Origin of the sequence: Exiguobacterium sp. TNDT2 (assembly GCF_003331145.1) — a bacterium.
Taxonomy (GTDB): Bacteria; Bacillota; Bacilli; order Exiguobacteriales; family Exiguobacteriaceae; genus Exiguobacterium.
On the sequence record NZ_QLVE01000004.1, the window covers coordinates 183,349 to 202,953 of the forward strand.

The 19,605-nt window shown below is 52.1% G+C and carries 23 protein-coding genes; all 23 read left to right on the forward strand.

All coding sequences use genetic code 11. From position 1 onward, the window contains the following. Nucleotide 1: 1 nt before the first annotated feature. The 23 genes from DPV68_RS04185 to rseP all read left to right on the forward strand — a co-directional run bounded on the left by DPV68_RS04185 (nucleotide 2) and on the right by rseP (nucleotide 19,580). Complete coding sequence (locus DPV68_RS04185; RefSeq protein ID WP_114165555.1) at nucleotides 2–367, forward strand: response regulator; 366 nt, start codon at nucleotides 2–4, stop codon at nucleotides 365–367. Further along, nucleotides 364–858, forward strand: coding sequence for a flagellar biosynthetic protein FliO (locus DPV68_RS04190; protein ID WP_114165556.1), 495 nt, complete (start codon nucleotides 364–366; stop codon nucleotides 856–858). The genes DPV68_RS04185 and DPV68_RS04190 overlap by 4 nt, the downstream gene beginning before the upstream one ends. After that, nucleotides 855–1,520 carry a flagellar type III secretion system pore protein FliP gene (fliP, locus tag DPV68_RS04195; RefSeq protein WP_114165557.1) on the forward strand — a complete coding sequence of 222 codons (666 nt, stop codon included), beginning with the start codon at nucleotides 855–857 and terminating at the stop codon, nucleotides 1,518–1,520. Before DPV68_RS04190 ends, fliP begins: the two co-directional genes overlap by 4 nt. Before the next feature lie 11 nt (nucleotides 1,521–1,531). Continuing rightward, nucleotides 1,532–1,804: a flagellar biosynthesis protein FliQ gene (gene fliQ, locus DPV68_RS04200; RefSeq protein ID WP_021067134.1), complete on the forward strand. Its 273-nt coding sequence runs from the start codon at nucleotides 1,532–1,534 to the stop codon at nucleotides 1,802–1,804. Continuing rightward, entirely contained in the window at nucleotides 1,801–2,571 is a 771-nt protein-coding gene (fliR, locus tag DPV68_RS04205; protein ID WP_114165558.1) for a flagellar biosynthetic protein FliR, read from the forward strand. Before fliQ ends, fliR begins: the two co-directional genes overlap by 4 nt. Beyond that, nucleotides 2,568–3,659: a flagellar biosynthesis protein FlhB gene (flhB, locus tag DPV68_RS04210; protein ID WP_114165559.1), complete on the forward strand. Its 1,092-nt coding sequence runs from the start codon at nucleotides 2,568–2,570 to the stop codon at nucleotides 3,657–3,659. The genes fliR and flhB overlap by 4 nt, the downstream gene beginning before the upstream one ends. A 70-nt stretch (nucleotides 3,660–3,729) precedes the next feature. After that, on the forward strand, nucleotides 3,730–5,691 hold the full coding sequence (gene flhA, locus DPV68_RS04215; RefSeq protein WP_232819501.1) for a flagellar biosynthesis protein FlhA: 1,962 nt from the start codon (nucleotides 3,730–3,732) through the stop codon (nucleotides 5,689–5,691). After that, nucleotides 5,692–6,771: a flagellar biosynthesis protein FlhF gene (locus tag DPV68_RS04220; RefSeq protein WP_114165561.1), complete on the forward strand. Its 1,080-nt coding sequence runs from the start codon at nucleotides 5,692–5,694 to the stop codon at nucleotides 6,769–6,771. Further along, entirely contained in the window at nucleotides 6,750–7,589 is an 840-nt protein-coding gene (locus DPV68_RS04225) for a MinD/ParA family protein (protein ID WP_114165562.1), read from the forward strand. The genes DPV68_RS04220 and DPV68_RS04225 overlap by 22 nt, the downstream gene beginning before the upstream one ends. 19 nt (nucleotides 7,590–7,608) lie before the next feature. Continuing rightward, nucleotides 7,609–9,582, forward strand: a complete 1,974-nt coding sequence (locus tag DPV68_RS04230; protein WP_114165563.1) for a chemotaxis protein CheA — start codon at nucleotides 7,609–7,611, stop codon at nucleotides 9,580–9,582. 12 nt (nucleotides 9,583–9,594) lie between these two features. Further along, a complete protein-coding gene (locus tag DPV68_RS04235) occupies nucleotides 9,595–10,026 on the forward strand; it encodes a chemotaxis protein CheW (protein ID WP_114165564.1) in 432 nt (143 codons plus the stop codon). After that, nucleotides 10,016–10,615 (forward strand): chemotaxis protein CheC, encoded by a 600-nt coding sequence (locus DPV68_RS04240; RefSeq protein WP_114165565.1) that lies wholly within the window; start codon nucleotides 10,016–10,018, stop codon nucleotides 10,613–10,615. The genes DPV68_RS04235 and DPV68_RS04240 overlap by 11 nt, the downstream gene beginning before the upstream one ends. Beyond that, complete coding sequence (locus DPV68_RS04245; RefSeq protein ID WP_114165566.1) at nucleotides 10,608–11,093, forward strand: chemotaxis protein CheD; 486 nt, start codon at nucleotides 10,608–10,610, stop codon at nucleotides 11,091–11,093. Before DPV68_RS04240 ends, DPV68_RS04245 begins: the two co-directional genes overlap by 8 nt. Before the next feature lie 11 nt (nucleotides 11,094–11,104). Continuing rightward, nucleotides 11,105–11,875 (forward strand): FliA/WhiG family RNA polymerase sigma factor, encoded by a 771-nt coding sequence (locus DPV68_RS04250; RefSeq protein WP_034777239.1) that lies wholly within the window; start codon nucleotides 11,105–11,107, stop codon nucleotides 11,873–11,875. 13 nt (nucleotides 11,876–11,888) lie between these two features. After that, nucleotides 11,889–12,254 (forward strand): hypothetical protein, encoded by a 366-nt coding sequence (locus DPV68_RS04255; protein ID WP_114165567.1) that lies wholly within the window; start codon nucleotides 11,889–11,891, stop codon nucleotides 12,252–12,254. Between the two features lie 152 nt (nucleotides 12,255–12,406). Further along, nucleotides 12,407–13,147: a 30S ribosomal protein S2 gene (gene rpsB, locus DPV68_RS04260; RefSeq protein ID WP_021067146.1), complete on the forward strand. Its 741-nt coding sequence runs from the start codon at nucleotides 12,407–12,409 to the stop codon at nucleotides 13,145–13,147. A gap of 117 nt (nucleotides 13,148–13,264) precedes the next feature. Next, nucleotides 13,265–14,146, forward strand: a complete 882-nt coding sequence (tsf, locus tag DPV68_RS04265) for a translation elongation factor Ts (RefSeq protein ID WP_114165568.1) — start codon at nucleotides 13,265–13,267, stop codon at nucleotides 14,144–14,146. Nucleotides 14,147–14,252: 106 nt separating this feature from the next. Next, nucleotides 14,253–14,978 (forward strand): UMP kinase, encoded by a 726-nt coding sequence (gene pyrH / locus DPV68_RS04270; protein WP_034777246.1) that lies wholly within the window; start codon nucleotides 14,253–14,255, stop codon nucleotides 14,976–14,978. Further along, nucleotides 14,975–15,535 carry a ribosome recycling factor gene (gene frr / locus DPV68_RS04275; RefSeq protein ID WP_114165569.1) on the forward strand — a complete coding sequence of 187 codons (561 nt, stop codon included), beginning with the start codon at nucleotides 14,975–14,977 and terminating at the stop codon, nucleotides 15,533–15,535. Before pyrH ends, frr begins: the two co-directional genes overlap by 4 nt. 83 nt (nucleotides 15,536–15,618) lie before the next feature. Then, a complete protein-coding gene (locus DPV68_RS04280; RefSeq protein ID WP_114165570.1) occupies nucleotides 15,619–16,356 on the forward strand; it encodes an undecaprenyl pyrophosphate synthase in 738 nt (245 codons plus the stop codon). A gap of 1 nt (nucleotide 16,357) precedes the next feature. After that, nucleotides 16,358–17,155, forward strand: a complete 798-nt coding sequence (locus DPV68_RS04285) for a phosphatidate cytidylyltransferase (protein WP_114165571.1) — start codon at nucleotides 16,358–16,360, stop codon at nucleotides 17,153–17,155. Nucleotides 17,156–17,167: 12 nt separating this feature from the next. After that, nucleotides 17,168–18,313 (forward strand): 1-deoxy-D-xylulose-5-phosphate reductoisomerase, encoded by a 1,146-nt coding sequence (dxr, locus tag DPV68_RS04290; RefSeq protein WP_114165572.1) that lies wholly within the window; start codon nucleotides 17,168–17,170, stop codon nucleotides 18,311–18,313. A gap of 16 nt (nucleotides 18,314–18,329) precedes the next feature. After that, nucleotides 18,330–19,580, forward strand: a complete 1,251-nt coding sequence (gene rseP / locus DPV68_RS04295; RefSeq protein ID WP_114165573.1) for an RIP metalloprotease RseP — start codon at nucleotides 18,330–18,332, stop codon at nucleotides 19,578–19,580. Nucleotides 19,581–19,605 lie beyond the last annotated feature (25 nt).

A 19,605-nucleotide genomic window follows, 5' to 3' on the forward strand; every position in this document is an offset into this window, starting at 1 on the left:
AATGAGTGCAAAAATTTTAGTAGTAGATGATGCGGCGTTCATGCGCATGATGATTAAGGATATCTTGACAAAGAATGGATTTGAAGTCGTCGGGGAAGCGGAGAACGGCGTCGATGCGGTCTCAAAATATCGTGAACTCATGCCAGACCTCGTCACGCTCGACATCACGATGCCAGAGATGGACGGCTTAGCCGCGTTGAAAGAAATTCGTGGTTTCGATTCAAATGCGAAAGTGATCATGTGTTCTGCGATGGGACAACAAGCGATGGTCATCGATGCGATTCAAGCAGGGGCGAAAGACTTCATCGTCAAGCCGTTCAACGCAGAGCGGGTCGTTGAAGCAGTTTCGAAAACGGTCGCACAATGAACAAGTGGTGGTTGATTATCCTTCTCGTGGTCGGGCTAAGCGTCCCGGCCACGGTCGAGGCCGCCACCGTCGATCAACAGTTCGAGCAACAACAGCCAGACACGAAAGAAGAACCCGTCACATCGGCCGTCTCATCGGTCGGGACAGCGATCAAACTCATCTTGAGTCTGGTCGTTGTCATCGGCGGTTTCCTCATCCTCGTACGGTGGTTGAACGCACGTACCCAAGGCGTCAAAACGGCTCAGCATTTGACCCATCTCGGCGGGGTCCCGCTCGGAAAAGACCGATCGGTGCAACTCGTCAAACTTGGAGAACAAGTTTACGTGCTCGGTGTCGGCGATTCGATTCAACTGCTAGACCGGCTCGATGCCGAAGCGATGGATGAAGCTGCACACGATGCGCCTGCCTTGAACAACTCGAACACGTCGGCTTTCCTCGACACGTTCAAACAGCAATTGGCTCAGATTGAAGAAGTGAGGAAGAAACGATGACGACGATTGAACAACTGATCAACTTAGAGACGCCAGACAGTACATCGACCTCGATCAAATTGTTGGTCGTGTTGACACTGCTTACGCTCGCGCCATCTTTCTTAATCTTGATGACATGTTTCACGCGCGTCGTCGTGGTGCTATCCTTTATCCGTCCCGCGCTCGGTACCCAGCAGACGCCGCCGAACCAATTGATTATCGGGCTCGCCCTGTTCATCACGTTGTTCGTCATGTCGCCGGTGCTAACGGAGTTGAATGACAAGGCACTCTCGCCATATATGGACGACCGAATCAGTCAAGACGAGGCGTTCGAAGAGGCAGGGAATACGATGAAGCGGTTCATGGCCCAATATACGCGTCAAGAGGATTTGCAATTATTCATTAAATATGGGAATTATGAGCAACCTGAGTCGGTCGAAGACGTCCCACTCCTCGCGATGGTCCCGGCCTATGCGATCAGTGAGCTGAAGACGGCGTTCCAAATCGGGTTCATGATCTTCTTGCCGTTCTTGATTATCGATATGGTCGTGGCGAGTGTCCTCATGTCGATGGGGATGATGATGCTTCCGCCGGTCATGATCGCCTTGCCGTTCAAACTGTTATTGTTTGTATTGGTGGATGGATGGCACTTGATTGTGGAGTCCTTGCTTAGAAGTATGTAGGAGGAACGAATATGACGCAGGAAATGGTCATTTATTTGGCGACGGAGAGTGTGTGGACGTTATTGAAAATCTCGATGCCGCTCTTATTGATTTCGCTCGTCGTCGGTCTCGTCATTTCGATTTTGCAGGCGACGACACAAATTCAAGAACAGACGCTATCGTTCGTCCCAAAGATCGTCTCGGTCTTTATCGGGCTCGTCGTCTTCGGACCTTGGATGCTGCAACAGATTGAAGGGTTCACCCGTTTGATTTTTGAACTCATGGTCGAGGTCGCCTCGAAATGAACGCGGTCGATTTCATCAGTCTGTATGGATTGACGTTCGCCCGTCTGTCAGGCTTCTTCGTGAGCGTCCCGTTATTTTCATCCCGGCAACTGCCGGTCATGCACCGCGTCGCGTTCAGTGCCTTTTTAGCGTACTATGCGATGTTCACGGTGACAGAGCCACTCGATCTCGGCCAAGCCTATATCTTGCAGGTATTGTACGAGGTGTTGATTGGCTTGGTGCTCGGTATATTGATTAACATATTATTTTTCGCGCCCCAGATTGCGGGTGGCGTCATCGATTTACAGCTCGGACTCGCGATGGCATCGGCCTATGACCCGATGTTCGGAGGCCAGTCGCCGCTGATTGGTCGATTCTATTATATTTTCACGTTGTTTATCATGCTGTCGAGCAACTTACATCTGTTGCTGATTGATGGCATCTATTATAGCTTTCAAATTTATCCGCCGGGTCAGCCGATCATCGACTTTAGCGAAGCGTCACTCATGATGGCCGTCAAGGTCGTCACGATGACGATGGTGGTCGCCCTGCAACTTGCCTTTCCGCTCATGGCGTCGCTCTTGCTCGTCGACATGGCGCTCGGGTTCTTGGCGAAATCGGCGCCGCAGTTCAATATTTTTGCAATCGGATTTTCATTCAAGCTGATTGCGGGATTTTCGGTCATGGTCGTCATGATGGGCTTGACCTTGAACGGCATCAGCCAATTCATCCCGATTTTACAAGAAGTGTTACGTGATTTTATGACTGTGCTAGGAGACGCCTCATGAAGCCTCTATATACCTTATCGGTCGATCTTCAATTTTTTGCAGGAGAAAAAACCGAAAAAGCGACCCCACGAAAGCGAGAGGACTCGCGCAAGAAAGGACAAGTCGCCAAATCGGCCGATTTGACCGGTGCTTTCGCCTTGTTCGCAATGTTTCTCATGTTATCGTTCTTAGGGCCGTATCTCGGTAAACAGTTGTTCAGTGTGACGAAAGATTTGCTCGGTCCGAGCTACTTGCTGTTCGATTTGTCGAACGGATTGTCCGGCATGCTCACCGACTTGTTGCTTCGCGTCGGACTGATCGTGGGCCCGTTCTTCGTGGTCGCCGTCGTGTTCGGGATTTTAATCAACTACCTTCAAATCGGGACGTTGTTCTCGGCGGAAGCGATTCAACCGAAACTCGAACGAATCGATCCGCTTAAAGGAGTCAAACGGATTGTCAGTATGAAAGCGGTCGTCGAATTTTTAAAGTCCTTATTCAAATTATTGATTATCCTGACGACTGCCGTCGCCGTGCTCTGGCAGAACCAAAAAGAACTGTCCCGCATGGCGGTCGAACATATCCGTGAATCGGTCATCGCGCTCGCCCATATCACGATTGAACTCGGACTTTGGGTGAGTGTGGCCTTGCTCGCGCTCGCATTGCTCGACTTTTTCTATCAACGGTTCGATTTTGAGAAATCGATTCGCATGTCGAAGCAAGATATCAAAGACGAGTATAAGAATAGTGAGGGTGACCCGCTCATCAAATCGAAAATCAAACAACAACAACGGGAGATGGCGCTGCGCCGTATGATGCAAGAAATTCCGAACGCGGATGTCGTCATCACCAACCCGACCCACTATGCCGTCGTTATCCGGTACGACGACACGAAAGACTTCGCGCCGCTCGTCGTCGCCAAAGGGGTCGATCGTGTCGCCTTCAATATCCGTGACGTGGCCAAAGAACATGACATCCCGATTGTCGAAAACAAACCGTTGGCCCGTGCGCTGTACGCCCAAATGGATATCGGGGAAGTCGTTGACGAGTCGTTTTATCAGGCGATCGCCGAAGTGCTCGCATTCGTCTATCAATTGAAACAACCGTCTTGAGGAGGAGTATGTATTGGCAGTAAAAGCTAAAGATTTTGCGGTATTGATCGGCGTTCTGTTAATCGTCGTCATGCTCGTCATCCCGTTACCGGGGTTTATGTTAGATTTCTTAATCATTGTCAACATACTTATTGCGTTGCTGATTTTACTCGTCGCGATGAATGCACGTGAAGCACTCGACTTCTCGGTCTTTCCGTCACTCTTGTTGATTGTGACGTTATTCCGGCTCGGATTGAACGTGTCGACGACGCGTTCGATTTTATCGAAAGGGTACGGTGGGGAAGTCATCGCCACATTTGGCGACTTTGTCGTCGGCGGGAACGTACTCGTCGGATTCGTCGTCTTTCTCATCCTTGTCATCATCCAGTTTGTCGTCATCACGAAAGGGGCCGAGCGCGTATCCGAAGTGTCGGCACGTTTCACCCTCGATGCGATGCCAGGGAAACAGATGGCCATCGATGCCGATTTGAACTCGGGATTGATTGATGACAAAGACGCGCAAATCCGCCGGAAAAAGATTCAAAGCGAAGCCGACTTCTATGGGTCGATGGATGGGGCCTCGAAGTTCGTCAAAGGGGACGCCATCGCTGGGATTATCATCGTCGCCATCAACTTGATTTTCGGAATCATCATCGGTACCGTCCAAATGGGTCTTCCGGTCGGTGAGGCGTTCCAGACGTTCTCGCTCATGACGATCGGGGACGGGCTCGTCGGTCAAATCCCCGCGCTCCTCATCTCGACGGCAACCGGGATTATCGTCACGCGTGCCGTCTCGGACGGGAATCTCGGCGAGGACGTCGTCGACCAGCTCGGTCAAAACCCGACGCTCCTCTATATCGCGGGCTCAATCGTCATTATGCTCGGATTTATCTCACCGAGTCTGCTTCCGGTGACGGTCATCATCGCCGGAGTCGCTTTCTACGGGGCGTACACGATGCGTCGCAACATGAAACGGGTCATCGATACTCCGCTACCGGAAGAAGAACCGATGGCACCGACCGAGACCGTCGTGTCGCTCTTACAAATCGATGCCATCGAATTCGAGTTCGGTTACGGGCTCATTCCGCTCGCCGATGAGTCGCAAGGCGGCGATTTGCTTGACCGGGTCGTCATGATCCGACGTCAGCTCGCACTCGAACTCGGGTTCATCTTGCCGACGGTCCGGATTCGTGATCATTTGCAACTGTCGCCGAACGCATACCGCATCAAAGTGAAAGGGAACGTCGTCGCCGAAGGAGAGCTCTTGCTCGATCATTACTTGGCGATGAGTCCCGGCATCGAAGATCCGGAAGTATACGGGATTGAAACGACGGAGCCGGCGTTCGGTCTCCCGGCGCTATGGATTGATGAAGAGACGCGCACCCGCGCCGAAATGAGCGGGTATACCGTCGTCGATCCGCCGTCGGTCGTCGCGACGCATTTGACGGAGACGCTTAAGAAACATTCGGCAGACCTGCTCGGCCGTGAAGAGACGAAACAACTTGTCGAACACTTGAAAGAGACGCACCCGGTGCTCGTCGAAGACGTGACACCATCGGTCCTCTCGATCGGGGACATTCAAAAAGTGCTACGTCATCTATTGAAAGAACACGTCTCGATTCGCAATTTACCGCTCTTGTTCGAGACGATGGCCGACTACGGCAAAGTGACGAAAGATGCCGACATCCTCGGCGAATATTGCCGCCAAGGCTTGGCTCGTCAATTGACGGACCAAGTCAGCCCGCCCGACGGATCGCTTTACGTCGTCACGCTCGGCGGTCAGACCGAACAACTCATTCAAGACGCTGTTCAAAAAACCGAGTTCGGCAACTATTTGGCGCTCGACCCGGAACAAGCGCGCGAGATTATCGAACGCTCGGGTGAGCAGCTGTCGATGTTCGAACGCTACGGGGCATCGGCCGTCATTTTATGCTCGCCGACGATTCGTCTGTTCGTGAGACAACTGCTCGAACGATATTATCCGGATGTGCCGGTTCTCGCCTACAACGAGTTGCTCAGCTCGATTGAAGTGAAAAGTATTGGGGTGATTTAAATGCAAATCAAAAAATATACCGGCAAGACGATGGCGGAAGCGATGGAGAAAGTCAAACAAGAATTTGGCGACGACGCCGTGATTTTGAACTCCCGCCAAGTGAAAAAAGGCTGGCTCGGCCTGTTCGCATCGCAACACGTCGAGGTCATCGCTGCACTCGAGAAAGCACCGCTCGCTGTCAAAGCGCGTACCGCGACGAAACCCGTCGCACCATCGAAGCCGGTGAAGGCGCCAACGCGTCCACCGCAACAAACAACCGAATCAAGTCAGGCGGCGACCGCACCGACATCGAGACGGTTGCCCGCAGCGCTAGCACACGTCGAATCATTGCTCGCCTCCGAGTCGTTCCACGACGAGACATGGGACGAAGCAATCAACGAGCTGTATTACACGACAAAATCGGTGGAAGTCGTCGAACGCTACGTACGTGATCAAATCCGGAGTTCCTTCTTGGCTGTCCCTGAACCGAAACGGTATATGATGCTCGTTGGCCCGACCGGGGTTGGCAAGACGACGACGCTCGCCAAACTTGCCGCTCACTACAAACTCGAGCACGGCCTTTCGGTCGGTCTCATCACGACGGACACGTACCGGATCGCGGCAATCGAACAATTGAAAACGTACGCCGAGATTTTAGACATCCCGGTCGAGGTCGCCTACGACTTCAATGACTTCAAACGGGCGAAACAACTGTTTGCACGGAAGGACATCATCTTGATTGATACGGCCGGTCGCAACTTTCGCGACGAGGCGTACGTTGAACAGTTCGAGCGGCATCATGATTTCTCGGAGACGAGCCTCTCGCTCGTCCTCAGCTTGACGTCGAAGATGCGGGATATGGACATGATTTATCGCCAATTCGAACCATTGCCGCTCCAGTCGCTCATCTTTACGAAAGCCGATGAGACGAGTGACATTCACGCGATGTACCGGATGGTCCGCGCGAGCGGGCTGCCGGTCGCTTGGCTGACGGACGGGCAAGAAGTACCGGACGACCTTGTCGCCGGAGAACCGGACCGATTGACGGATCGGTTGCTTGAGAAAGAAGGGTGGACCCAATGGACCAAGCAAGACGTCTAAGGGCGAAAACAGAGACCGCACCGACGACGATCGCTTTTGCGAGCGGGAAAGGCGGGGTCGGTAAAACGAACGTCTGCGTCAATACGGCCATCGGTCTCGTCGAGCTCGGGAAACGTGTGTTGATCGTCGACCTCGACATCGGGATGGCGAACGTGCACATTTTATTGAACGCGTCGCGGTCACGAACGATGATGGATTCGGTAAAAGCGCGAATTCCGCTCGCCGCCTCGGTTCAGAAAGACGTGCATGGTGTCGATATATTACATGGGGGAAGTGGGCTCGACGAACTAGTCCAATTCTCACATGCAGATATGCAATTTTTTATGCGTGAACTCGAAGTGCTGACCGAATACGATTATGTCTTATTCGACATGGGGGCCGGGGCAACAGACACGTCGCTTCGATTTATCGAGGGGTGTGACGAGATGTTTCTCATCCTAACGCCAGAACCGACTTCGCTTATGGACGGTTACGCTTACACGAAGCTCGTCCATCGTCAAAGTCCGGACTTGCCGCTCGGGGTGATTGTCAATCGAGCCCAATCGGGTGAAGAAGCGCTACAATGTTTTGAGCGAATGGAAGTTGCATGTGAGCAGTTTTTAAAGAAATCGATTCGATTCCTCGGGTATTTACCAGATGACGCCACGGTCAGACGAGCGGTCATCGCCCAAGTCCCGTTTTACCATCTTGACCGAAAGAGTGACATCAGTTGGCGGCTTGAACGGATTTTAACGACATTGACCGGGACGCCGCCGAAACCGCGTCATTTTATGGAACGCTTGATGGGGAACTTGAAACGTCAGTGGAACCGAGTCTAACGACAGGGAGGCATTATAGATGGACGTGAATGAATACTTAGGATTGTTTTTAGACGAGTCGCAAGAACATATCCAATCGGTGAACACCCAGCTGTTGAAACTAGAACAGACGGGCAGTCAGGAAGCGATTCAAGAGATTTTCCGCTCGGCACACACGCTCAAAGGGATGTCAGCAACAATGGGGTATGAGAGTGTCGCCAACTTGACACATGAGATGGAAAGCGCACTCGATTTGGTTCGGGCTGGAAAGAAAGAGAGCAATCAATTGTTGCTCGATACGATGTTCTCGGCAATGGAGCAAATTGAAGCGATGATTGCCGATATTGAGACCGGTGGCAATGGGGCGAACGTCGACGTTAAGGAGACGGTAGTGGCGTTCCAGTCATTCATCGGCAGCACTTCGAAAGCTGTCGAGGCGGTCGAGGAGGCAATCTTCACGGCCGATCTTTACACCGATTCGGTCATCACTCAAGCGAAAGAGACCGGCTTCGAAGCGTTCCAACTTCATGTGAAGCTATCGGATGCCGTCGTGTTAAAAGCGGCGCGCGCCTACATGGTGTTCGATCGTCTCCAAGAACTCGGCGAAGTCGTCCGGACGGTTCCTGAGACCGAGGCGATCGAGCAAGAACAGTTCGACCTCTCATTTGACGTTTTGTTCGTGACGCAAGAGTCAGCGGACGCGATTACACATGCCGTGACCCAAGTGTCGGAAGTCGAGCACGTCCAAGTGACATCTTACACGAGCGCGGCAGCCAGTGCGCCGGAAGTCGCCGTCAGTGCCGAAAGCGTCGCCGTGGCCGAAGTGAAACCGAAAGCGGTGGAGACGGACGAACCGAAAGAACAGGCCGCCCCACAAGCGAAGACGATTCGTGTCAACTTAGAACGAATCGATCGTCTGATGAACTTGTTCGAAGAATTCATTATCGATCGCGGTCGTCTTGAGCGGCTCGCCGACGAAGTCGGACAGCCTGAACTGAACGAGACGGTTGAAAAAATCAAACGTGGCACGAATGAACTTCAGTCACTCGTCTTGACACTCCGCATGATGCCAATCGAGCAAGTGTTCAACCGTTTTCCGCGCATGGTGCGTTCGGTCGCGAAAGATATCCATAAAAAAGTCCAACTCGACATTTCTGGTGCCGAGACCGAACTCGATCGGACAGTCATCGATGAGATTGGCGACCCGCTCGTCCACTTGATTCGAAATGCCATCGACCACGGCATCGAGTTGCCGGAAGTTCGTGTCGCCGCCGGGAAACCTGAACAAGGTCGACTCGCGTTACGCGCTTACCACGGCGGCAACCGTGTCTTCATCGAAATCGAGGATGACGGGGCAGGAATCAATGTCGACAAGGTCCGTTCAAAAGCGCTCGAACGAGGTGTCATCACGTCTGAAGAAGCGACGGGGATGACGGACAATGAAATAGCGATGCTCATCTTCGCACCAGGGTTCTCGACGGCAGACGTCGTCACCGACCTTTCGGGCCGTGGCGTCGGTCTAGATGTCGTCAAAAATAAAATCGAATCACTCGGCGGGGTCGTCACGCTCGAGACGGTCGTCGGACAAGGGACGAAATTCCAAGTTAGTCTGCCGCTCACGCTCTCGATCATCTCCGCCATGCTCGTTCAAGTTGGTGAAGAGACGTACGCTGTCCCGTTGTCATCGATTCTCGAGACAACGCTCCTCGACGAGGCCGATATTTTAACGGCTCACCGTGAACGTGTCTTTGATTTCCGAGGTCAGCTTGTCCCGCTCGTCTATTTAAAAGAAATGTTCGCGATCGAAACGGAAGCGAAGACGCAATTCCCGGTCGTCGTCGTCCGTAAAGGAAATAAACTCGTCGGTGTGGTCGTCAATGAATTGATTGGCCAACAAGAAATTGTCATGAAGCCGCTCGGAACTTATCTCGAGGGCATCCCGGCCATCTCTGGTGCGACGATACTCGGAGACGGGCGCGTCGCCTTGATTGTCGACAGCAACGATCTGTTCTAAGGAGGAAGAAGGATGGAACAAAAATGGGTAGTCTTTTCATTGGGATCGAACACATACGGGATCGACGTCCAGTCGGTCCGCTCGATTGAACGAGTACAACCGGTCACACGCGTCCCGAACGCGCCGGCTCATGTCAAAGGTGTCATCAATCTGCGCGGGGTCGTCACGCCGGTCATCGACCTTCGGCTCCGTCTCGGTTACGAGGCAGTCGAACCGACCGATGAAACACGGATTTTGATCGCTTCGCTTCATCAAGGCGATGCCGGCTTTATCGTCGACCGGGCCAACGAAGTCGTGGAAAGCGAAGACGTACGCATCGAACCGATTCCGGAGTCGAGCCGGGACATGTTGTCGGCTCACTTGACGGCGATCGCGAAAGGCGAGGACAAATTGTTCTCGCTCCTTGATGCCAACGCGTTGTTCGAGGAGCAACATGCTGAGTGAGTTCGAGCAGGATTTATTGAAAGAACTCGGCAATATCGGTTCTGGCCATGCCGCGACGGCATTGTCGACGCTCTTGGGCAAGCCGGTCACGATCACCGTCTCCTCGGCCGAGATGGAACCGATCACGTATTTGCCGGAACGCGTCGGTGGACCGGAACGTCACGTGGCCTCCGTCCTGTTAGAACTCGGCGGTGACATCAGCGGCATGATTCTCATCTTGTTTCCGGTCGATGATGCCGAAAAAATGGTCGCTTCCCTCATCGGAAGCACGTTCTCGTTCCAAACGACGGACGAGCTCGGCCAGTCGGCTTGGGAAGAAATCGGAAACATCATGAGTGGCGCCTACGCCCGAGCGCTCGGTGATTGGCTAAATACCCCGATCTCCATTCAAGTCCCGGCGACAGCGGTCGATATGGCGGGTTCGATCGTCGAATTCGTCGTCACGTCGGTCCAACCTGAGGAAGATGCGGCACTCTACATCGATACGACGTTCCGTATCGATGAGAAAGTAAGTGCCGGGCATGTGTTGTTCCTACCGACGCATGGCTCGCTCGAACGGATACAACAGCGGTTGATTGGCCATGGCTGAAGTCATCAAAATCGGCATCGCGGAATGGAAGCAGACGACCGCACCGAACAAATTGCGAACGGCAGGACTCGGTTCGTGCGTCGGTGTCATCTTGTATGACGTCCGGCTCCAAGTTGCGGCGATGGCCCATGTCATGTTGCCGGATTCGGCGATTGCCCGGAAACACCAAACGATTGAAGTAGGAAAATATGCGGATACGGCCATCGATGCGCTCGTCGCTTCGTTGAAACGGGCCGGGGCGGGTCGATTGCAAGCGAAGATGGCCGGCGGCGCCCAAATGTTTCAATTCAAGTATGAGAACGAGGCGATGCGAATCGGTGAACGGAATGCCGAAGCCGTACGTAACGCATTAAAAGCGCACCGAATCCCGCTCATCGCAGAAGATTGTGGCGGGCATAACGGACGGACGATTGAATTTGATGTAGCGACTTGCGTCCTCTCGATTCGAACGGTCAGCGTAGGAACTAAGGAAATTTAGGGGGGATCGACATGACGACTCAACTTACCGAGTTGTGGGATCGTTGGAACACTGACCGTGATATGGATACAGCGAATGAACTATTGGCGCACTATGAGTTCCTGATCCATTATCACGTGCAACGAATGATCGTGACGCTCCCGAAGAGCGTCGAACGCGACGAATTGAAAAGTTTGGGTTACATGGGATTGTACGATGCCCTCATGAAATATGATCCAGAACATAACAACAAGTTTGACACGTACGCGGCGTTTCGCATTCGTGGCGCCATCATCGATGGGCTCCGGAAAATCGATTGGTTGCCGCGATCGGTGCGCGAACGCGTGAAGAAAATTGACCACATCGCCGAACAGCTCGAACAGAAGTTGCACCGGGCCCCAACGAAAGAAGAACTCGCGAGCGCCTGCGAACTACCGGTGTCGGAAATCGAGAAGGCGATGGCGGAAGGGTACTTCGCGAACATGTTGTCAATCGATGAGGCAGTGACGCTTCAAGAAGAAGGTAAGGTCATGTCCGTCACTTATTTTGACCCTGACTCCGAGAAACCGGAAGATACGCTCTTGCAGCGTGAGTTGCTCGATGTGCTGACGACCGAAATCGAGCACTTGTCCGAAAAGGAACGTCTCGTCGTCTCGTTGTTCTACTTTGACGAGTTGACGTTGACCGAGATTGGCGAAGTATTGGAACTATCGACGTCACGTATCTCCCAAATCCATTCTAAGGCGTTGAAAACGTTGAAACTTGCTCTTGGACGTTCGTATTTAGAAGAAAAGACATCGTGAAGGAGGGATGGAGATGACCGTTGTATATATCGCAATCGCGTGTATCGTGGCTTACGGATTGCTGATTTTATTTCGTCAAGTCCAGGCGTTGACCGCTCGCGTCACGCAACTCGAGCATGAGAAACGTGAGACCGAGGTCCTCCTGTTGTCGTTCATGGAATCGATGAACGATGTCGTGAAACAACCATCGTCCTTAGAGGAGGTGGCTGATGCGCAGGCGGTCCATGCAGAGCTTGATCGAGAGCGCCCGGCCGATGAAACGCAATCAGCCCCGCACGTCGAGGATGTGTTATTACACCACTCGGTCCGGGAGACAGCCCGACTCCTTGGAAAAGGTGAAGGGGAAGTCGCCTTATATGCCAAACTTCGCAAAAAGTGAGAGTTGCCGGATTGACGGACATATGCTATAGTATTTTTTGGTGTTAAACACATCACACACGTCTCGGGATGGTATTCCTCGGTGCCGAAAGGTCGGAATACAACGATGAACGAGGCGGAGGACTTTTTTAAACCACAAGGAGGAAATTTATCATGGCAGTAATTTCAATGAAACAATTGCTCGAAGCTGGTGTACACTTCGGTCACCAGACACGCCGTTGGAACCCAAAAATGGCGAAATACATCTTCACGGAGCGTAACGGCATCTACATCATCGACCTTCAAAAAACGGTCAAAAAAGTAGACGAAGCTTACAACTTCGTTCGTGAACTCGCGGCAGAAGGCGGAAACGTCCTCTTCGTAGGTACGAAAAAACAAGCTCAAGACACAATCAAAGAAGAAGCACTCCGTTCAGGTATGTACTTCATCAATGAGCGTTGGTTGGGTGGAACTCTCACTAACTTCTCAACAATCAAAAAGCGGATCAACCGCTTGAAGCAGCTTGAGAAAATGGAAGCTGACGGTACGTTCGAAGTACTTCCTAAGAAAGAAGTCATCATCTTGAAAAAAGAAATGACACGTCTTGAGAAGTTCCTCGGCGGAATCAAGGACATGCCAGGTGTTCCTGATGCCCTCTTCATCGTTGACCCACGTAAAGAGCGTATTGCGATTGCAGAAGCTCACAAATTGAACATCCCAATCGTTGCGATTGTCGACACAAACTGTGACCCAGACGAAATCGACTACGTCATTCCAGCGAACGACGATGCGATTCGTGCGGTTAAATTGCTCACTTCTAAGATGGCAGACGCGATCATCGAAGCGAAGCAAGGCGAAGAAGAAGTAGCTGAAGAAGCAGTAGCTCCAGAAGCTGAAGCGACAGAAGCTGAGTAATCAGTCAGACAACAGGTGATAAAGGGAAAGCCTTTTATCACCTTTTTTTAGGACACGTATATAAAGCCTTAGTGCTTTTTCTTAAAAAATCGTAAGTTTTACAAGGAGGAATTTCCGATGGCAGTTACAGCAGCAATGGTAAAAGAACTTCGTGAAAAAACAGGCGCAGGTATGCTCGATTGCAAAAAAGCACTCACTGAAACAAATGGTGATATGCAAGCAGCAATCGACTTCCTTCGTGAAAAAGGGATCGCGAAAGCAGCAGCTAAAGGCGATCGCATCGCAGCAGAAGGTTTGACGGCAGTAGCGGTTGACGGCAACAAAGCTACACTCGTAGAAGTTAACTCAGAAACAGACTTCGTTGCGAAAAACGAGAAGTTCCAAACACTCGTTTCAGACGTTGCGAATGCAGTTCTTACTTCAGGCGCAACTTCAGTCGAAGCGGCACTCGCTTCTGAGTTCGTAGCAGGTAAAACACTCGAGACGCACATTCAAGAAGAAGCTTCGACAATCGGAGAGAAAATCTCACTCCGTCGTATCGCTGTCCTCGAAAAAGCTGACGATGCAGTCTTCGGCACGTACCTTCACATGGGTGGACGCATCGGTTCGATCGTCATTATCGACGGTACAACTGACGAGACGGTTGCGAAAGATGTAGCGATGCACGTCGCAGCAGCACGCCCACTTTACGCGACACGCGACGAAGTATCGGCTGAAGAAGCAGATCGTGAGAAGAAAGTCTTGACTGAGCAAGCCCTCAACGAAGGCAAGCCTGCCAACATCGTCGAGAAGATGATTGCGGGACGTATGAACAAGTACTTCGAGGAAATCTGCCTCGTCGACCAAACATTCGTTAAAGATGCTGACTTCAAAGTTGGGAAATATGTAGAGTCTAAAGGTGGCCGTGTCAACTCATTCGTACGTTTCGAAGTTGGAGAAGGTATGGAAAAACGCGAAGAAAACTTTGCTGAAGAAGTAATGAACCAACTTAAAAAATAATCTGCATCACCCGTGATGCAATCAAAATTGGGAACACGTCTGTATAACCTTGAGTTAGTTCGTTAAGGGAGCGTGTTCCCTTTTTTCAAGCAAGAGGAGGCAAAGTATGGAACCGAAATATAAGCGAATTGTGTTAAAATTGAGTGGGGAAGCGCTCGCTGGAGATCAAGGGTACGGGATTGACCCGGCCATCGTCAATTCAATTTCCGGGCAAATTAAAGAGTTGGTCGCCATGGGCGTCGAAGTTGCTGTCGTCGTAGGTGCCGGGAATATCTGGCGCGGGAAGACCGGCAGCGAGCTCGGCATGGACCGGGCGAATGCGGATTACATGGGCATGCTCGCCACAGTATTGAATTCGCTCGCGCTACAAGATAGCCTCGAAACGAACGGTGTCCAAACTCGCGTCCAAACCTCAATTGAAATGCGCCAAGTGGCTGAACCGTACATTCGTCGCCGGGCGATGCGTCACCTTGAAAAAGGACGTGTCGTTATCTTCGCGGCAGGGACGGGGAACCCGTACTTCTCGACAGACACGACAGCGGCACTTCGCGCAGCGGAGATCGAAGCTGATGTGATCTTGATGGGAAAAAACAATGTCGACGGCGTCTATTCGGCCGATCCGAAACTTGTTCCGGATGCAGTCAAATACGACACGCTCACGTACTTGGACGTTTTAAAAGACGGTCTCCAAGTGATGGACTCGACAGCCACGTCACTATGTATGGACAACCATATCCCACTGATTGTATTCTCATTGCTTGAAGAAGGAAACATCAAACGTGTCGTACTCGGGGAACATATCGGGACGGTAGTAGGAGGAATCAATTCATGAGTGTAAATGACGTATTGAAAACTGCTGAAGAGAAAATGGAGAAAGCTGTTGCCGCGCTGAAGCGTGACTTCGGGACACTTCGGACGGGACGTGCGAGCGCGTCGATCTTGGACCCGGTTCAAGTTGATTACTACGGCGTACCGACACCGCTCAATCAAGTAGCGAACATCAATACACCGGAAGCACGCCTTCTCTTGATTCAACCATGGGACAAGTCGATGGTGTCTGATGTTGAAAAAGCGATTCAAAAAGCCGATCTCGGTCTTTCGCCATCGTCGGATGGGACCGTCATTCGTCTCGCGATCCCTGCTTTGACAGAAGAGCGTCGCAAAGAGCTCGTGAAAGTGACGAAGAAATATGCGGAAGAAGCGAAAGTCGCTGTCCGAAACGTTCGTCGTGACGCCAACGAGAACTTGAAGAAGCTTGAAAAAGATGGGGACTTGACTGAAGACGACCTTCGTGGTTATGCGGATGACGTTCAATCGTTAACAGATTCGTACATCAAAAAGATTGATGAGTCTGCAGCGACGAAAGAAAAAGAAATCATGGAAGTGTAATCACGGAAGTGGTATACCAAAAAGCTGTGTGGGGACCCTTTTACTGAGAGGGTCCCTCTTTCATACAATCAGGAGGATAGAGTATGTTTAAATGGGTGAATCCTAAAACGAAGACCGAGGCGGAGCTGAGCATCCCTGAACACGTCGCCATCATCATGGACGGCAACGGCCGTTGGGCGAAAAAGCGTGGACTCCCTCGCATCATGGGTCACCGGGAAGGGATGAAATCGGTTCGAGAAGCAGTACGTACCGCTCAAGAGCTTGGCATCCGTTCGCTGACGCTCTATGCGTTCTCGACGGAGAACTGGACACGTCCAGAAGAAGAAGTCAATTTCTTGATGAAATTGCCAAAACAATTTCTAGAGACCGATTTGAAAGAATTGGACGAACAAAACGTTCGCGTTCTCGTCGCAGGCGATGTGTCAAAACTGCCACGCGGCACGCGCGAAGCGGTCGATGAGGCCCGAACGCGTACGGCGACGAACACGGGGTTAAATCTCATTTTCGCGCTGAACTATGGCGGGCGAGATGAACTCGTGCAAGCGATGCGACAAATTGCTGGCGATGTGGCCGCAGGGAAGATTCGACCGGATGATATTGACGATGCTACGATCGGGCAGCGTCTGATGACAAGCATGCAAGACGTCGATTTGATTATCCGGACAAGCGGTGAACAGCGCCTCTCGAACTTTTTGCTTTGGCAAGGGGCATATGCCGAACTTCATTTCACGGATGTGCTATGGCCTGAGTTCAAACGACACCATTTCGTTGAAGCAATCGAAGCGTATAATGCACGGACGCGCCGGTTTGGTGGGGTGTGATATGAAGACTCGAATTATAACCGGGCTTTGGGCCGGAGCCATTTTCGTGACATTCATCGCTCTTGGCGGCAGTCCGTTCGTCATCTTGATGGGGGTGCTCGCCTTGATCGGACTGAGTGAGTTCACACTAATGCGTAACCATAAGCTGACGGCGTTCCCGTTCCTCGTGACGTCGCTCCTTGTGGCGTTCCCATTCGTGTTGATGTTGCTCGAGCGTCAGCTTGTCATAAGTGAATTGCCGATGTCGACGAATCAATGGATGGTGCTCGGTTTGATGCTCCTCCTGTTTTGGACGGTCGTCACGAAAAACCGCTTTACGTATGAGGACGCGAGCTTTTATTTCGTATCCGCCGTCTATCTCGTCATCGGTTTCTCGAGTTTTGCACTCGTCCGTTTGTCAGAAGACGGGCTCGTCAAAGTGCTGCTCGTTCTCTTCATGATTTGGGCGACCGATTCGGGTGCCTACTTCACAGGAAAAGCGATCGGCAAGACAAAACTTTGGCCTTCCATCAGCCCGAACAAGACGATTGAAGGGGCGGTCGGTGGGATTATCTCTTCTATCGTCGTCGGTCTTATCTACGTGCTCGTCGAACCGGTACTGCCGCTTTTCGAAGTATTAGTACTCGCGGTCGTCGTTTCTGTCGTCGGGCAACTCGGTGATTTGGTACAATCAGCGTACAAACGTCAGTATGACGTGAAAGATTCTGGCCACCTGTTACCAGGGCATGGCGGTATATTAGACCGTTTTGACAGCATGATCGCGGTATTCACGGTCATCTGGGTATTTAATTTGTTATAAAGGAGTGTCAAGATGAAGCGAATCAGCTTAATCGGGGCGACTGGATCGATCGGCGTACAGACATGTGACGTCATCGAACAGCACCCCGACTTGTTTGAACTTGAGGCTTACGCCTTCGGAACGAATGTAGATGTAGCCGAGGAATGGATCAATCGCCTGCGGCCGAAATACGTGTCCGCTAAAGACATTGAAGTACTCGAACAGCTCAAGCCGCGCCTTACATACGAACCACTCTTTTTTATCGGACTTGAAGGGTTGATCGAATGTGCGACCGCAGAACGAGCTGACGTCGTCGTCACGGCCGTCGTCGGGGCCGTCGGTCTTGAACCGACACTCGCTGCCATCGAGGCGGGGAAAGATATCGCCTTGGCAAACAAAGAGACACTCGTCACAGCGGGACATCTCGTAACGGCAGCCGTCAAGAAGTACGGCGTCAGCCTGCTTCCGGTCGATAGTGAACATTCGGCCATCTATCAATGCTTGAACGGCGAGCGCCGCGAGGACGTCTCAAAAGTCATCTTGACAGCATCAGGCGGAAGTTTCCGTGACAAGTCGCGCGAGGAATTAGAAAGCGTGACCGTCGAGGAAGCACTCGCGCATCCGAACTGGTCGATGGGTGCGAAAATCACGATCGATTCGGCGACGATGTTCAATAAAGGACTCGAAGTCATCGAAGCGCACTGGTTGTTCGATATCGATTATAATGATATTGAAGTGGTGCTCCATCGTGAGTCGATCATCCACTCGATGGTCGAATTCAAAGATGCCGCTGTCATGGCGCAACTCGGCAACCCCGATATGCGAGGTCCGATCCTCTATGCGTTATCGGCCCCGAAACGTCTTGAAATCGAAGGGAACAAGCGGTTAAACTTGAGAGAAATCGGAACGCTGCACTTCGCGGAAGCCGATTTGACACGTTATCCGGCGTTACGCCTCGCTTATGAGGCCGGGCGCGCCGGCGGTTCGATGCCGACCGTGCTCAATGCGGCCAACGAGGCAGCCGTCGAGCTGTTCTTGAACGGGGAGATCACGTTCCTCGATATCGAACGCATCGTCGAGCAAGCGATGGAGACACATACAGTAATTGCAGAACCGACGCTTGAGGAGATTCTTCAAATCGACCGAGCGGTTCGAGAACAAATTCAGCAAGGAAAGTGAAGGTGGGGAATAGACAATGACGACTTTTATCGCCATCGTTTTGATGTTTGGGGTACTCATTTCGGTTCATGAATGGGGACACCTCGTCATGGCGAAACGGGCAGGGATTCTCTGTCATGAATTTGCAATCGGGTTTGGACCGAAAATCCTCTCGTTCCGAAAAAATGAGACGCTGTATACGATTCGACTATTGCCAATCGGCGGTTATGTCAAAATGGCCGGGGAAGATTTTGAGCCGATCGAAGTGAAGGCCGGGCAACACGTCGGATTGCGTCTGACGAGTGCCGGGACGGTCGATCGCGTCTACTTCCAGCCGGACCAGGCCAAAGACGTGCACGTCGTCGGGACGGTCGACAAGTTTGACTCGGTCCGCGAATTGAAAGTACAACTGCTCGTCGATGATGAGATTCGTGTCTATTCGCTAGAGCGGGACACGCTTCTCGTCGACCAAGGCATGGAGATTCAAATCGCGCCCTACGACCGCACGTTCGGAGCCCAGTCTGTCTGGAAACGGGTGCTTGCGATTGCAGCCGGCCCGGCGATGAACTTCGTCCTTGCCTTCATCTTGCTCGTCATCGTCGGTCTCGTCCAAGGGACACCGACGGACGATGGTCAAATCGGTACGGTCCAACCGGATTCGGCCGCTGATCAAGCAGGTCTCATGGCGGGTGACGAAGTCGTCTCGATCGAGGGACAACCAATCGATAATTGGCTCGACCTTCGAACCGTATTGGCCGATCGTGCCGACACGCCAACCGAAGTGACGTACATTCGGGACGATGCAGAACAGACGGTGACGCTCACGCCGCAAGCGGTCGAACAAAACGGCGAGACCGTCGGGATTTTAGGCGTGACGAATGCGCTTGAGCGCTCACCGACGAAAGCCTTCACGACCGGGGCCGAGACGACGTGGACGATGTCGACGCTCATCTTCTCCGCGGTCGGTGACTTGGTGACGGGGCAGGTCGGCGTCGATCAGTTAGCCGGTCCGGTCGGGATTGTTCGCATGACCGACGAAGTGGCAGCGAGCGGATTCATCATGCTCCTCAACTGGACGGCACTTTTATCAGTCAACTTGGCCATCTTTAACTTGTTGCCGCTCCCGGCACTCGATGGAGGACGACTCATCTTCCTCTTGTTCGAGGCGGTGCGCGGCCGGCCGATCGATCCGAAAAAGGAAGGATTCGTCCACTTTATCGGGTTCGCCTTGCTCATGCTCCTCATGTTGATCGTCACGTGGAATGATATTCAATCATTCTTTAAATAATAAAAGTAAGATCTAATCGGGTTTA